This is a genomic window from Acinetobacter sp. LMB-5 (assembly GCF_001541635.1).
In the GTDB taxonomy this organism is placed as follows: domain Bacteria; phylum Pseudomonadota; class Gammaproteobacteria; order Pseudomonadales; family Moraxellaceae; genus Acinetobacter; species Acinetobacter pittii.
This window is the reverse complement of sequence record NZ_LRDR01000006.1, coordinates 37,530-51,337: the sequence shown is the minus strand read 5'-3', so window position 1 is coordinate 51,337 and position 13,808 is coordinate 37,530. Positions and strand designations below refer to the sequence as shown.

General features: G+C 36.7%; 15 protein-coding genes and 1 pseudogene. 10 read left to right on the top strand and 6 right to left on the bottom strand.

The genetic code is table 11. The features are described 5' to 3' along the window. Positions 1–213 precede the first annotated feature (213 nt). The 3 genes and pseudogenes from AW165_RS09135 to adeT1 form a co-directional block, all read left to right on the top strand. Complete coding sequence (locus AW165_RS09135) at positions 214–468, top strand: helix-turn-helix domain-containing protein (RefSeq protein WP_060465613.1); 255 nt, start codon at positions 214–216, stop codon at positions 466–468. Further along, complete coding sequence (locus AW165_RS09130) at positions 461–697, top strand: hypothetical protein (RefSeq protein ID WP_060465612.1); 237 nt, start codon at positions 461–463, stop codon at positions 695–697. The genes AW165_RS09135 and AW165_RS09130 overlap by 8 nt, the downstream gene beginning before the upstream one ends. Before the next feature lie 615 nt (positions 698–1,312). Continuing rightward, positions 1,313–2,188 (top strand): annotated as a pseudogene (gene adeT1 / locus AW165_RS09125) (putative multidrug efflux protein AdeT1); the annotation flags it as partial. 74 nt (positions 2,189–2,262) lie between these two features. Here the strand turns inward: adeT1 and AW165_RS09120 are convergent. Then, positions 2,263–3,288 carry an AraC family transcriptional regulator gene (locus AW165_RS09120; protein WP_060465610.1) on the bottom strand — a complete coding sequence of 342 codons (1,026 nt, stop codon included), beginning with the start codon at positions 3,286–3,288 and terminating at the stop codon, positions 2,263–2,265. Between the two features lie 191 nt (positions 3,289–3,479). Between AW165_RS09120 and AW165_RS09115 the strand changes: the two genes are divergently transcribed. From AW165_RS09115 to AW165_RS09095, 5 genes are all read left to right on the top strand, one after another. Continuing rightward, positions 3,480–4,394 (top strand): alpha/beta hydrolase, encoded by a 915-nt coding sequence (locus tag AW165_RS09115; RefSeq protein WP_060465793.1) that lies wholly within the window; start codon positions 3,480–3,482, stop codon positions 4,392–4,394. Between the two features lie 30 nt (positions 4,395–4,424). Continuing rightward, positions 4,425–5,285 (top strand): SDR family NAD(P)-dependent oxidoreductase, encoded by an 861-nt coding sequence (locus AW165_RS09110; protein WP_060465609.1) that lies wholly within the window; start codon positions 4,425–4,427, stop codon positions 5,283–5,285. Positions 5,286–5,330: 45 nt separating this feature from the next. Next, a complete protein-coding gene (locus tag AW165_RS09105) occupies positions 5,331–6,173 on the top strand; it encodes an SDR family NAD(P)-dependent oxidoreductase (RefSeq protein WP_060465608.1) in 843 nt (280 codons plus the stop codon). A gap of 392 nt (positions 6,174–6,565) precedes the next feature. Then, positions 6,566–7,141 (top strand): PolC-type DNA polymerase III, encoded by a 576-nt coding sequence (locus AW165_RS09100; RefSeq protein WP_060465607.1) that lies wholly within the window; start codon positions 6,566–6,568, stop codon positions 7,139–7,141. 61 nt (positions 7,142–7,202) lie between these two features. After that, positions 7,203–8,090 carry an alpha/beta hydrolase family protein gene (locus tag AW165_RS09095; protein WP_060465606.1) on the top strand — a complete coding sequence of 296 codons (888 nt, stop codon included), beginning with the start codon at positions 7,203–7,205 and terminating at the stop codon, positions 8,088–8,090. A 49-nt stretch (positions 8,091–8,139) separates the two neighbouring features. Here the strand turns inward: AW165_RS09095 and AW165_RS09090 are convergent, their stop codons facing one another. Beyond that, a complete protein-coding gene (locus AW165_RS09090) occupies positions 8,140–8,667 on the bottom strand; it encodes a hypothetical protein (RefSeq protein WP_060465605.1) in 528 nt (175 codons plus the stop codon). A gap of 171 nt (positions 8,668–8,838) precedes the next feature. Between AW165_RS09090 and AW165_RS09085 the strand changes: the two genes are divergently transcribed. Further along, positions 8,839–9,381 (top strand): RNA 2'-phosphotransferase, encoded by a 543-nt coding sequence (locus tag AW165_RS09085; RefSeq protein WP_060465604.1) that lies wholly within the window; start codon positions 8,839–8,841, stop codon positions 9,379–9,381. 24 nt (positions 9,382–9,405) lie between these two features. On the opposite strand, the gene AW165_RS09080 is transcribed toward AW165_RS09085, so the two are convergent. Beyond that, positions 9,406–9,993 carry a hypothetical protein gene (locus tag AW165_RS09080; RefSeq protein ID WP_060465603.1) on the bottom strand — a complete coding sequence of 196 codons (588 nt, stop codon included), beginning with the start codon at positions 9,991–9,993 and terminating at the stop codon, positions 9,406–9,408. A gap of 164 nt (positions 9,994–10,157) precedes the next feature. Further along, complete coding sequence (locus tag AW165_RS09075; RefSeq protein WP_060465602.1) at positions 10,158–10,712, bottom strand: TetR/AcrR family transcriptional regulator; 555 nt, start codon at positions 10,710–10,712, stop codon at positions 10,158–10,160. An 800-nt stretch (positions 10,713–11,512) separates the two neighbouring features. Between AW165_RS09075 and AW165_RS09070 the strand changes: the two genes are divergently transcribed. Beyond that, the gene (locus AW165_RS09070; RefSeq protein WP_060465601.1) at positions 11,513–11,953 is read left to right on the top strand and encodes an HD domain-containing protein; all 441 of its coding nucleotides are present in this window, start codon (positions 11,513–11,515) and stop codon (positions 11,951–11,953) included. 34 nt (positions 11,954–11,987) lie between these two features. On the opposite strand, the gene AW165_RS09065 is transcribed toward AW165_RS09070, so the two are convergent. After that, complete coding sequence (locus tag AW165_RS09065) at positions 11,988–12,632, bottom strand: hypothetical protein (protein WP_060465600.1); 645 nt, start codon at positions 12,630–12,632, stop codon at positions 11,988–11,990. Between the two features lie 11 nt (positions 12,633–12,643). Further along, positions 12,644–13,615 (bottom strand): 5'/3'-nucleotidase SurE, encoded by a 972-nt coding sequence (gene surE, locus AW165_RS09060; protein WP_078220837.1) that lies wholly within the window; start codon positions 13,613–13,615, stop codon positions 12,644–12,646. Positions 13,616–13,808: the final 193 nt, after the last annotated feature.

Here is a 13,808-nt window from a genome sequence, read left to right as displayed (position 1 = left end):
GGTATATACTCTATTAATTAAAATATATATAAACAGTTAATTTAAAAATCAGCAGATCAAAAAATGATCTAAAAATCCGAATATTCGGACTTAAGTTGCCATTAAAAGAAGGCAACTTTGCACGTTAAAATATTTTAAATTAATATTTATAATAATTTTGAAAATAAAATTTCATTTTCAAAATGTTCAAAAAAGCTAAAATTAGGAAACACGATGGCTACAAGAGAAGAAATCGGAAAAAGAATTCAACAAGCTCGAAAAGCAAAAAACTACACTCAAAAAAAACTATCAGAACTAACGAGAATTAATAAAACAACAATTTCCAAAATGGAAAACGGATGGTTTACAGGCTCTTTTGATATATTTGAGCGCATACTGAACGAAGTTGATCTACAATTTGAGATAGTACCTAGGAAGCATAAACTGCCTGATTGGGATGAAATTGAAGAGATGTTTCGAGATGACTAACACTAGTATGATGAATAAAATAAAAAAACATCTTCAAATAATTGATTTAGAATTTGAAGATGATCGTTTAACTAATTTTTTGAATAAAAATGAAATAAACATTAGCGAATTAAAAAAATTTATTTATGAAATAAAAACATCAACAATGCTTTCTGAAGAATATATGTCTATTGAATTCACTGATTCAGTAAATAGACTTTATGAAATTTTAAACAATCAAGCTGAATGAATTAAGATTAAAAAATAACGTAAATATCTGATTTCGCATAACTTTTTATTATGTTAAATAAGATACGTAGAAACCTACCTATATATGATGCTGGCTACTCTGCATTGCTACTAAGCCGTTTATTCTTTACTACGGTAAATTCGCCATCTGTTACTCAGGCAACTTATAGCCCTTAGCGCGCTTAACCACTTAAACTAACTAACCCTATTTCTATTTTTAGCCAGATTAATTCTCTAGGCAGCCTTCTACAAAGTGTAATTACATTTTTAATTTGCCCTAGCGAGCTGAGCGATTCACTATATTCTAAATTGACGATCTGTATTCTGGTTACTAGCTACCATAAAAATTTCTTTTGCTAGATCGCCTTTTGGTTCCTAAAGTTGTTAATTTGCTTAGGCTAAATTGCAATACATAGAATATTTTCTATCATATTGAAATTTATATAAATATTTTTAAAACCTTCTTTACATGCTCTAAAAAACTGATATAGTACGTGTATGTAGCTGTTCTTTAAATTTAGCTCACTGGTAGATCTCAAATTATTTAAACAATAGCTAAATCACAAAAAAATAAAATCCAACTCAAAGCTATCTTTTGACTTTTTTTCTTTAAATTTTAGCCAAAGATTACGCACTTGAAGCTAAAAACTGGGGTGCTGATCTATCTTTAAAAGCATATGTAGATAAACGCATTGCGGCTGAAGATTTAAAAGTCGGTAAGTGTGATGGCGCTATTATTAGTGGTTTACGTGGCCGTCAGTTTAATAAGTATACAGGATCTTTAGATGCGGTCGGCGCATTAACAAATATGAAAACGGCAATTAATGCCTATAAGCTGTTGTCTTCACCAATGGCCGCAAAAAACATGGTGGTCGGTCCTTATGAAATTGCAGGTTTAGGCACAATTGGTCCTGCATATTTATTTGTAAATGATAGAAGTATAAATACTCTCGCGAAGGCTGCCGGTAAAAAAATTGGGGTATTTAAATATGATGAAGCCCAACCAAAGCTTGTGCAACATGTCGGAGGTCAGGCTGTATCGGTAGACGTCACCAATGCCGGTGCGAAGTTTAATAATCATGAAATTGATATTGTGCCCGCTCCTATTGTGGCATTTAAACCTTTTGAACTACACAAAGGTTTAGGTGAGAAAGGAGCAATCGTTCGTTTTCCTTTAACTCAAATTTCAGCAAACTTCATTATTCGTAAAGACCAGTTTCCAGCAGGTTTTGGGCAAAAGTCGCGGACTTGGGTAGCCAGCCAACTCAATAGAACATTTGGCATTATTGCTAAATATGAAAGTGATATTCCATCAAAGTATTGGATGGATATTCCTAAAAATGAACAAGTAAATTATATGAAAATGATGCGTGAGGCTCGTATACAGCTAACCAAGGCAGGTATCTACGACCCTAAAATGATGAATTTTCTTAAAAAAGTAAGATGTAAAGAAAACCCAAGTAATTTTGAATGTGCATTAAACGATGAATGAACACTCAAAACATCTGCTTATCTTTTTAAAGCATTTGTATAGAGCTAAAAGGTAGAATCTATAGTATAAAAGTTCTACCTTAACTCATTCATTTCTTCTCTAGCTTGTTGTGGCGTTTTACCCGACCACTCTTTATAAGCCCGTGTAAATGGGCTGTGCTCGGCATAACCTAACAGTAAAGCTATTTCTACAATTTGTAGTCTTGGATCTTTTAAATACGATTTTGCCAATTCGTAACGGACAATATTTAATTCTTTCCGAAAATTCGTACCTGCCTCGGTTAAACGGCGTTGTAAGGTTCTACGTGAATAATTTAATCCCTCTGCAAGCTGTTCAATAGTGGGTTCGCCTTGATGAAGTAAGTAAGCAATCTGTTTACGAACTAGATCTGTAATTTCATCAATATGTGGCAGACTTGCCAGTAACTTGTCGGCATGTTTTTCTAGTATGGCAACTAAGACGGCGTCGGAGTTTTTAAGCGGTAGACTTAAGACTTCCTTATCAAAACGCATAAGTGCCACGGGTTGCTCAAAAAGTACAGGACAGCCGAAATATTCTTCATAAGGCTTAATATTTTCAGGCTGCTCATGAATAAAATGTATTTCTTTGAGTCTTACTTTTCCTCTAATGAGGCTACGGCAAAACTGAACTATAACAGTACGGCCAGTTTCATCCGATAAAGGGCCGACTTGCTCACCTTTTGTATCCCATGAAAGTTCTACATATTCAGTATAAATGTGAACAGTAGCAGGATAAACATCATAGACAAGCCTCTGATATCGTTCAAACCTATCTAAAACTGCCCCTAGATTTTCACAGGCAAGAAATACAGATCCTAAAACACCTAAATGCTGAGCTGTAATGGTTTGACCCACATGTAAACCAATGAAAGGGTCATTTAAATAATCTTTGGCAATAATGAGAAGATTTTCCCAATGGTTGATATCTACGCCTTCTAAATGATTTGAATCTGCTTTAGGCCACGGTTCACCCAGCACCTTTTCTGGGTCATGACCTAGTTTTTCGAGATATTCAAATAATAACTGAACATAGATTTCAGAAATCCTTCTTCTATACAACGGTTTATTCAATCCATTCATTCCGTATAGTTCTAATTTGGCGCCAATTATCAATTAGTGTACTTAAAGCTTTTAAACAAAAGCAAATGACTAAAAATACCTGCTCAATCCAAATTTTGGCGCAAAGTGTCAAGCAATATGGCAGCTTTCATCAAGCCCTATCTCATTATTTTTTAGAAGATAGCGTTATAGCCAATATTGAGAAAAATACGATGGGTAAAAGTCTAAATAATGTGACCCAAGCGCCACTGGATGTTCAGTTTAATTCAAATGGCATGAAATGCAGTGCCTATTTATATCATCCGGTGACTGAGGCCACCACACCAATTATTGTGATGGCGCACGGTCTGGGTGGTACTCGAAGAATGCGTTTAACAGCTTTTGCAGAACGTTTTGTGGCAGAGGGTTATGCTTGTTTAGTGTTTGATTATCGCTATTTTGGTGATAGCGAAGGACAACCTCGACAATTACTAGATATAAAAAGTCAGCTTGAAGACTGGAAAGCCGCTATTGCCTATGCACGTAGCCTAGAAGAAATTGACCCAAACCGCGTAGTTATATGGGGGACTTCTTTCGGTGGAGGCCATGTATTGGCAACAGCTGCTAGTGATAATCGGCTTGCTGCTGTTATATCACAATGCCCCTTCACTGATGGTTTCTCATCTAGCATGGCAATGAACCCAATAACGACCCTTAAGCTCACGGGACTCGCATTAAAAGACAAGATTGGATCAATGCTCGGCAAAAAGCCAGTCATGGTGCCTCTTGCAGCGCCATCAGGACATACAGCCTTAATGAATGCACCTGACGCTTATTCAGGCTATCTCGCACTTATGCCTTCTGGATCAAATATTCCAAACTATGTCGCTGCACGTTTTGTACTCGACATCATACGCTATTACCCGGGCCGTAAGACATCACGTATTCAAGCGCCCGTGTTGTTTTGTGTCTGTGATACCGACTCGGTGGCGCCCTCAAAAACAACATTGCGTCATGCAAGCCATACACCCAATCATGAAATTAAGCACTACGCCGATGGTCATTTTGAAATTTACGTTGGAGAGGCTTTTGAGCGTGTTGTTCGTGATCAGATTGACTTTCTTAAACGCATCGTTCCAATCAACTAACAGTAAATTTAAAACATTTGGAGAAAGACCATGAAATATGACCTTAACAAAAAAGTTGTTTTAATTACAGGAGCCGCTGGAGGAATTGGTGCAGCAACAGCCCGTGAATTTTATGCATTAGGTGCAAACTTGGTACTCACCGATATGCAACAAGAAGCTGTAGATAAACTTGCATCTGAATTTGAGGCATCTCGGGTTTTACCATTAGCGCTAGACGTTACTGATGCAGTAGCCACAAAAGAGGTAGTCCAGAAAACAATAAAACACTTTGGACACCTAGATATAGCTTTCGCCAATGCAGGTATCTCATGGCGTGATGGTGCTTCGACAATTGCTAGCTGTGATGAAGCTGAGTTCGATAAGATTGTTGAGGTTGATTTACTTGGAGTCTGGCGCACAGTCCGTGCTGCCTTACCAGAGGTGACTCGCAACAAAGGACAAATCCTCATAACCTCTTCTGTTTATTGCTTTGTCAATGGAATGGCAAACGCTCCATATGCAGCTTCAAAGGCGGCAGTAGAAATGCTTGGACGCTGTCTCCGTACAGAGATTGCATATACCGGTGCAACAGCTAGTGTTGTCTATCCGGGCTGGACAGCAACACCGATCGCCAAGGTTGCCTTTGGGGGTAACCCTACTGTAACGAAGATGATTGAAGCAGCATTTCCGGCATGGTTACGCAAGCCTATTTCTCCGGAATATATGGCGCAAACAATTGTAAAAGGTGTGCAGCGTCGCCAGCCACGCATTTTTGCTCCAGTGCGCTGGGTTCCGTTCTCGATATTACGCGGACTGTTTAATGCAGCTAGTGATGCAATGGTTGTACGCCATAAGAAATTGCAGGGATTACTTCAACAACTTGAAAGTGAATCTAAACCTATCCAGAAATAATCCATTGTCTTAAAGCCCATTTATAAAAATGTCTGGAAATCTGATATGTCTAAATACAAATTAAAAGATAAAGTTGTGGTCATCACAGGTTCAACAGGTGGTCTTGGTCTTGCGATTGCTCAGGCATTACAAGCCAAAGGTGCAAAACTAGCACTCCTAGATTTAGACCTTAACAAAGTTGAAAGTCAGGCAAAACAGCTAGGTGGGCAAAGCATTGCCGCAGGTTGGGTAGCCAATGTCCGCTCTTTGGAAAGCCTAGAAACGGCTATGACAAATGCAGCTCAACACTTCGGTAAAATTGATGTGGTAATTGCAAATGCTGGCATAGCTTCAACCGAAGCACTAGAACATATGGCCCCTGAAACCTTTGAGCGAACCATCGATATTAATCTTACAGGGGTATTTCGTACTTTCCGCGCAGCTATACCCTATGTAAAACAAACTCAGGGATATTTACTTGCAGTGTCTTCAATGGCGGCTTTCGTCCACTCCCCGTTAAACACGCACTACACTTCGAGTAAAGCAGGCGTCTGGGCTTTATGCGATAGCCTTCGCTTAGAATTAAAATATTTAAATATAGATGTTGGTAGCCTTCATCCGACCTTCTTTAAAACACCATTAATGGACACTATTCAAAATGACCCAGCAGGTAAAGCTGTATGGAAAGGTAACTCGGGTATTTGGAAATATATCTCTATTGAAGAAGTTGTCTCGGGTGTAGTTGAAAGCATAGAACGGCGTAAAGATATGACCGTCGTACCTAAAATAAATACTCCGATTGCCAAAGCACCCGCATTGTTTAGAAATGTGATTGAGTTTCTAGGTTTTAACCGTAAACAGCTTAAACAGACCATGCTATTGGCAGAGAAAAACCATAATTCATTTTAGGTCTTTTCGGACACGGATGTTTTGAGATATCCGTGTTTATTTAAGTAGTAGCAAAATTCTAATCATTGACTCAGACCATAATCTTATGCGCAGCTATTTTTATTAAAATTTTCTTTTTCAGATGCAAAAAATGTTCACCAACAACTTCTAATAATTCAGCAACAGCAGTCATAGCTTCTTTTTGAAGACATAATTCTTTCTTGTTAGGTCATTCTGAAGTCGAATAACTTCATTGTATGTTAAACACAATATCTATCTATTGTGATATATCTCTACAACAATAATTGCTCACCTGTAGATCCATTGAATGAAAGAACTCATAACTCTTTTGCTAAAATATGATGAAAAGTGTTGTGCTCTTAATACCTAATTTCTAATAGAGAAAGCGTTTTATGAATGTTTCGCCAATCATTGTACTTGATTTCGAGACCACAGGAGTCAGCCCTGAGGCTGGCGATCGCATTACAGAGGTCGCGGCTTTACGTATTGTAGAAGGTGAAATCACAGAGCGTTTTGTTTCATTAATAAACTGTGGTGTAAAGGTTCCATACTACATCACAAAGTTGACAGGTATTACTCAAGATATGGTTAATCATGCTCCTTTAGTGGAAGAAGTCATTCCTTCTCTATTGGACTTTATTGGAACAGATCCTTTACTTGCTCATAATGCAGGATTTGATGAGAAATTCCTAAAAGCAGAAAGTATTCGACAGGAGTTAAATCCATTACACAATGGACTCATTTGTTCTTTAAAACTTGCTCGCCGTATTTTACCTCATCAACCCAGTTATCGACTTGGCGCAATGGCAGACTTATTTAATATTAAGTTTAATGGCACAGCTCATCGCGCAGAAGCAGATGCTGAAGTTACGGCTCAATTATTCCACTATCTTTGTACGAATATTTGTCACACATATGGCTTCAATAGCATTGATCAAGATTTATTGTTAGCCATTAATAAACATTGATTTTAAATTTCAATAGTTAGAGAATCACGCATACTTATAAATAACTACAATAGAGTTTTATATGCTTCCGAAGAAGAAAAAGAATATAGCCCTTTCCTACATTCTTCCTTTAATTTTAGTTATTGGCTTCTATGCCCTTTTTCGTGTATCGATTCTTCCTTATATTTATATCAAACAAGCACAGCATCAACTTTTAACAGCAAATAATCAAACAACTGAGATTTATTGGAAAGATCCAGACCTCTTAGCCGATAAAAAGTATCCAGCAATTATCTTCTTACATGGTATTCAGAAAGACAAACAAGGTGCTAAAGCCTTTGTACGGTCAGGCTTGTTAAATGAATATAGTAAAAAGAACTTTTTCAGTTTTGCTGTATCTATGAGTGGATATGGTGAGTCCTCTGGAAAATCAGATTTTTGTGGTAAAGCTTCACAAAATAATCTTGTTCAAGCCATTAATTTTGCTCGATCACAACCTCATATTGATCCAAACAAAGTTGCAGTAGTTGGTATTAGTTGTGGTGCTTCCATAGCAAATGTTGTGGCAAATTCTGGAAAGATAAACGCTTTGATTTTGGTATCTGGATTTTATGACTTTAAAGGTATGTATGCCGAGTGGAGTTCTCACACTAGAACACTACCGTTAAATGTTATGAATGAGATAAATGAATCGATTGCTGCTGAAAAGAATATGGAAAAGGCGTCTGCTGCTAGATCATCGCTACCGATTTCGTCTCAATATCCACCTACTCTTATATTGGTTAGCGCCAAAGACCCTATTGTTGACCCAAAGCAAAGTAGTCAGCTACATCAATTACTTGATAGTAAAGGTATTCCAAACACCTTAGAACTTATACAAGATGCCAAACATCCTGTGCCTGCTAATGTGTGGAAAACTAAAAGTGATTCATTTTTGGAAAAGACTTTGAATATGAAAATTAAGCAATAAATGAGATACATTTTTTAATCTACTCATCTAATGCATCTTAAACATTTAATTAATGAGAATTTGTATATATCATAATCCCTTCAATAATTTGGTCCGAATATTCTTCTGAATAAGCGGTCCTATAATTTGTTGATATTTCTGCAGGAATAATTTCACCAAACATATCACTATCTTGTTTATATTCTAAATAGTGCGCATCACATGAAAAATAGAAATTAAAATTATCTTTAACTAAATCTAACCGATCACCTATCCCTAAAAGACCTAATAGTTTTCCGTTATATCCTTTACCAAGAAAAATTCGTATTAATTTCTTTGAATTTCCATCAAATGTTAACGTAACGATACTTTCCCATGAACAATAAATTTCGTTAATCCACTCCTGCCACGGCAATAATTCATATCTATGAAGAACTAACCAAATATTTTTCTCTTGAGCAGATTCGTATTCCTCCATTCTCACATCTCGAAATAGTGCCAAATTTCGGAACTCATCAAAATCCATTCCTAAAGAAATTCCTGCTGCTTCTTTTGACGGAAATATATCTTTATTCAAATCAGGCACTAATTGATTCATTCTTTTCTCAATTTATAATGAACTTATATTTTATATCTACATTATTATCTATTAAAACAAGTTTGATTTAAGAAATAATATTTCTTTAAAATTTCTACTGATCTTTATACAGCTATCCTTAAACTAATAAATTCACTAAAATATAATTAACTCAAATATTTATCTAAAACAATGAACGAAAAAGCAATTAGCCAATATTTAAGCTTTATCCTTAGACACAAACCAGAAGAAATTGGTCTGACATTAGATCTCGAAGGTTGGGCAAATATTGAAGAGTTAATTTCAAAATCACAACCAGTCAAGAATGTAGCTTTAGATGAAGAGATCATTAAAACCATCGTAAGCAATAGCGATAAAAAACGCTTCCAAATTTCTGATGATGGAAAACTTATTCGTGCTGTACAGGGTCATTCAACTACAAGTGTAGATATCACTCTTAACAAACTTAAACCGCCAACTTATCTTTATCATGGTACGGCTCAAAGGTTTATAGATTCCATAAAAGAGCAAGGTTTAATTTCGAAAGATCGTCAATATGTCCATCTAACTGAAAATAGAGATACGGCTCTAACCGTTGGTGCTCGCTACGGTAAGCCTGAAATTCTTGTTATTGATGCCTTAAAAATGCACGATAGTGGATTCGAATTTTTCCAAGCTGAAAATGGTGTTTGGTTGAGTAAACATGTACCAATAGAATTTATTGCTTTTCAATAGTAAGAAAACTCACTTATTTTCTATTCAATCTTTTGCCAAGTGCATATGCGGGGCAAAAATAAAGTGTCTAGGTTCTTGGTATTGCATAATTAATGAACGCAATTCGGTAATGAATGCCTCTGCTTCTTCTTTGTTAAGATTAATACCAAATGAACAACCATCTTCATATCCAATTAAGTGAATAGTACCTTGGCTACAATCTGGTAAAAACGGCGGATTTGAGTTACCACCCCAAGGTCTGTAGACAATTTCAATAATCTTTTGAGTATTAATATCCTTTGTTAACAATGTTTCCCCAAGACATTCTTTGGAAATGTGAAGATTGTTTTTAGAAATAAAAAATATTTCCTCTGCATTTTTAGCCCATCGTTTATTTTTTCTATATTCATAATGTAAGTAGAAAATAAATGGTAATACTAGAAATATTAAAACAAGTGTTAGGACACCATCATTTTCTGCATACACTTCATAAACACCATATACAAATACAATGTCAAACAAAGTTATCGCTATACAGTCCAAAGCTATTAGATTTTCTATAAGCTCACCATTCATTTTTAAATGAATAGTAGTTCCCGAATCTGAAGTATGCGTTTCAAGTTGATTTGGCATCCAATACTCAATTTTCTATGTTTATTATTTAATAAAACCACTGTACTTATTGAATCTTACTTATTAGTACGGCGCTTAAAATTCGTTATTGCTGTGTATTATAAAATTACCTAACTAAATTTTATAGCGGTTTAAGACGACATATCTGCATATTAAGAACTTTCCTATCTTTCACCCCATCCCCCCAAAAAAACCTCCAACACTCTCTCATCAACCTCACCCAAACTTAAACGCTGAATAATTGTGCCTTCGATCATATATAAAAAGAGTTTGGCATCGGTAAAAGAAACATCGGCGTTAAGCGCTCTAAGCAGGCTATATATTTCGTTGGTGAGCCATGTTCTATATCGCACGGCAGTTATGTAAGCTTTTGGATGGGTCAGTTTTGTTTCAAAAATGGCTTTAAATAATAAGTAATACAGTCCGTCTAGATCTGCATGTAAAAGATAGAGCTTTTTGAGTTTATCTATTGCGTTTGTGTCGCGGTCATATTCAACCATTGAAACCACTTTCTCTTTTAAACGCTCTTTTTGCACAATCAGGCAGATTTCTATCAACCGTTCTTTAGAGTGAAAGTAGTTATAAAAAGTCGCTTTGGTCACTTCACACTCTTTCACAAGTCTGTCGATGCCGACCAGATGAAACCCGTTGTAGTGAAATAACTCAATTGATTTATTTACGACTTGTACTGCACGTGTTGGGAGAACTATTTTTGGCATATTTTTACCGTTATAAAATTATAGTTGTATATAAATGAGATATAAAAACCGCTGCCTTTTGGGAGAAAAAAGGCATAGCAAAGCCGTAAAGACTGTGCGCAGCACATCTCAAGGTTTAATTGTCTAAGTAAGTTTTAAGTAGTAACGAGCTAAAGCCTGAAAAAGCCTTATGGCGATCAAGCTGCTTTAATGATTTTAAGCTGTGTCGTTATAGCTTTTGGCAATGGCTGCCAAGAAATAATGGATGTGCAAAGCCAACTCCTTATATATGGAGTTCTGCCAAGACATTAGAATTATGGTGGCAGAACGAAAGAGGGTTCGCAGACTGGTTTGGACTCCAGCACACCCGAGGGTGTCCCTCTCCCGTCCTACCGCTACGGGAGGGAACGAGATTTACATGCAAAACTATTCCTCAGAAGAAATAGCTCTGATGTAGTCCAAAAAAACGGTCTGCGAGAACCGACTGGCAATGTAGGCCAGCCCGCAAATGGTAATCTCCAATATTTGAAGTGTCAATGTAAAATTGGCTAGAAAATATTTAATTAGTTATTGTTTTTCATTTAATTACATAATTAAGGAAACTCTTAAGTAATATTTACAATCAAGTTTTATATCATTAAGTTAAAGTTTAAAATTTCAAAAACTTAAGGGCTGGATTGGTCGATATCAACTAAGAATGAATAAATAAAATGAGTAATTACTCTTATGCCTAATTTGAATATTCAGTATAAACTTGTTATTTAAGCGACCCATCTCACAAATTAGGCCGTGTCATATACTTAAAGTGATAAGAGCAAAAAATGACTCAAAATGAAGTTGAATTAGCAGAGAAATTGTCAAAAGAATCTCATCAAGGTCAAAAGTATGGTCCTCATGATTACTTTGAGTACCATATTAAAGGTGTGGTCAATTCATTAATTGAGCATCGATTTTCAGAAGTCTATATTATTACAGCCCTTCTCCACGATAGTGTTGAAGACACACCTCTTACCCTAGCCAAAATCGAAAGTTTATTTGGAAAAAAAGTCCGTGATGCCGTTGATGCATTAACTAAACGGGAAAGTGAAACACGCGAAGAATATTTAATTCGTTGTAGTTCGAATCCGATCGCTCGAGTTGTGAAACTTCATGATGCAGCCTTTAATGCACATAACTCACATAAGGACAATAATCACTCACGTGTAGATTATTACCTTCAAACCATGTTAATTGTTTCAACGGCGCAAGATAGGTTGGAATGAAAAGACAACGAAATGCATCCGTTGCCTTTTATTTTTAAGATTGTGCAAATGCCCAAATATCTTTTGAGGCAACTGTGTCAGATACGAGTCTAAAACTCATAGGTTCTAAATCTTCATCTACCACAACATAGCCTTTCGAGTTATTTTTTAGCGCATTACACTTGTTATCGGTCAGTTGATAGCTTGCTGTATTGGCTAATGCACTTTCAGTAATAACACCTGTAAACACACAATTTAGATCTTTCGAGACAATCTTACCTTGTGCATTCACCTCGGCATTGACCGTTGTTCCATCTGGAAAAGATAAATCGTAGGTACCGACCAATTGATTCAGCGTAATTTTCTGATCATCAATTTTTTCATAATGCGCCAATTCAACGGTCATCGCTTGATTAGACTGGTTGCTCTGCCAAGCTTTGGTTTTTGCGTCATAGCTCATCACAATTTTGGCACGGTTTTCGTCATCATCTAAAACCAATAATTTAGAACCATCTGCGCCAGAATAGTATTTACCCGCCATTGGTAACTCTTCATTAGTTTCAGTACTAATAATATAAGTACCGACGTCTAAGCTCGGAGCTAAGGCAGGTTTTTCAGTCGAGACTTGGTCATCATGATCATTGTCATTACAAGCCGCCAAGCCAAGCCCAAGGAGTAAAACCAACAAACAACGTTTCATGGTCTTTCTCCTTACTTGTTAAATAGGCTTTTTAAACGAATTTTGAGCCATTCTTGAGCTGCTGGTCGTTGGTCATAAGCAACTTGCATGGCAGTCACAGCAATTTTGCTTTGCATGACGGCGCTTTCATCCGACATTTGCGCAGCGGTTGGAGCCGATGGTGCCGCATCAATTCCTAAGCCAAACTGGTTATTGCCTTTATTGTCTTTGGTCACTTGGAACTTCAATTTATATAAGTCATACGTCCCAATTTTTGAAAAAGCAAAAGGTGTGCTGGTTGTTAAATTTTTAGGAAAATTAACATTAAGCGTGATGCCTTTTGGCAACAATTGGCCCTTACCTGCCTTAGCTTGTAATTCTTTTAATAAAACTACGGTTTGTTTTGCCACAATCGCAGAGTTAGGGTTGTTTAAAGTCTTATCATCTACCGTGTTGGTATCGGCGCTTAAGGCAATAGACGGAATCCCGCGTCCTGCCGAAAACTGTACATTGCCAATCGTGCCAGAGTGTACAACGACTTTTCCGACATTTTGTCCTTCATTCGGGCCAGATAAAACTAAGTCTGGCGCTTTACCCCAGCGTTTTGGTGCAACCACGTCTAGTCCATAAATTGTTGCCATGACTGGTGTGCCATGTGTGTAGTTCCAGTCGCCATTGGTATAACCCGCTTTGGTAAAGGTTCCAGCAGCAGGTGCGCCAATGGGTGCTGCACCATTGTGACAACCGTTTTCAGCCGCAATTTGCTTATCATTATCTGCGGTAATCGTCGTTGAGCTGTACATCACGATTGCGCCACCACGACCACTTTGTGGTGAGCAAGGCACAGACACAAGCACATTATGACCATTTGCTTTTAATTCATCATAGAGTGCTTTGACATTGCTGGTTAGACCGTCATCGTTAACCAATAAAATATTTAATGCAAAAGCTGGAGTTGTACACAAAGACAGAATAAGGCCGCCCAATAAACTTTTTTTCATCACTTAACTACCATGTTCTTAAATTTCGATTTGTATAGTAGTTGCGCTATATGTACGTTTAGTGACTACGCATCAATAAAAATTAAAATACTTTTCCATTAAAAATTAAATAATTATATTATAAATTCTTGCTAAGTTTTCTTTTATAAACTGATCTTCAACTTACACATTCAAATTCAAAATGACAAAACCCACA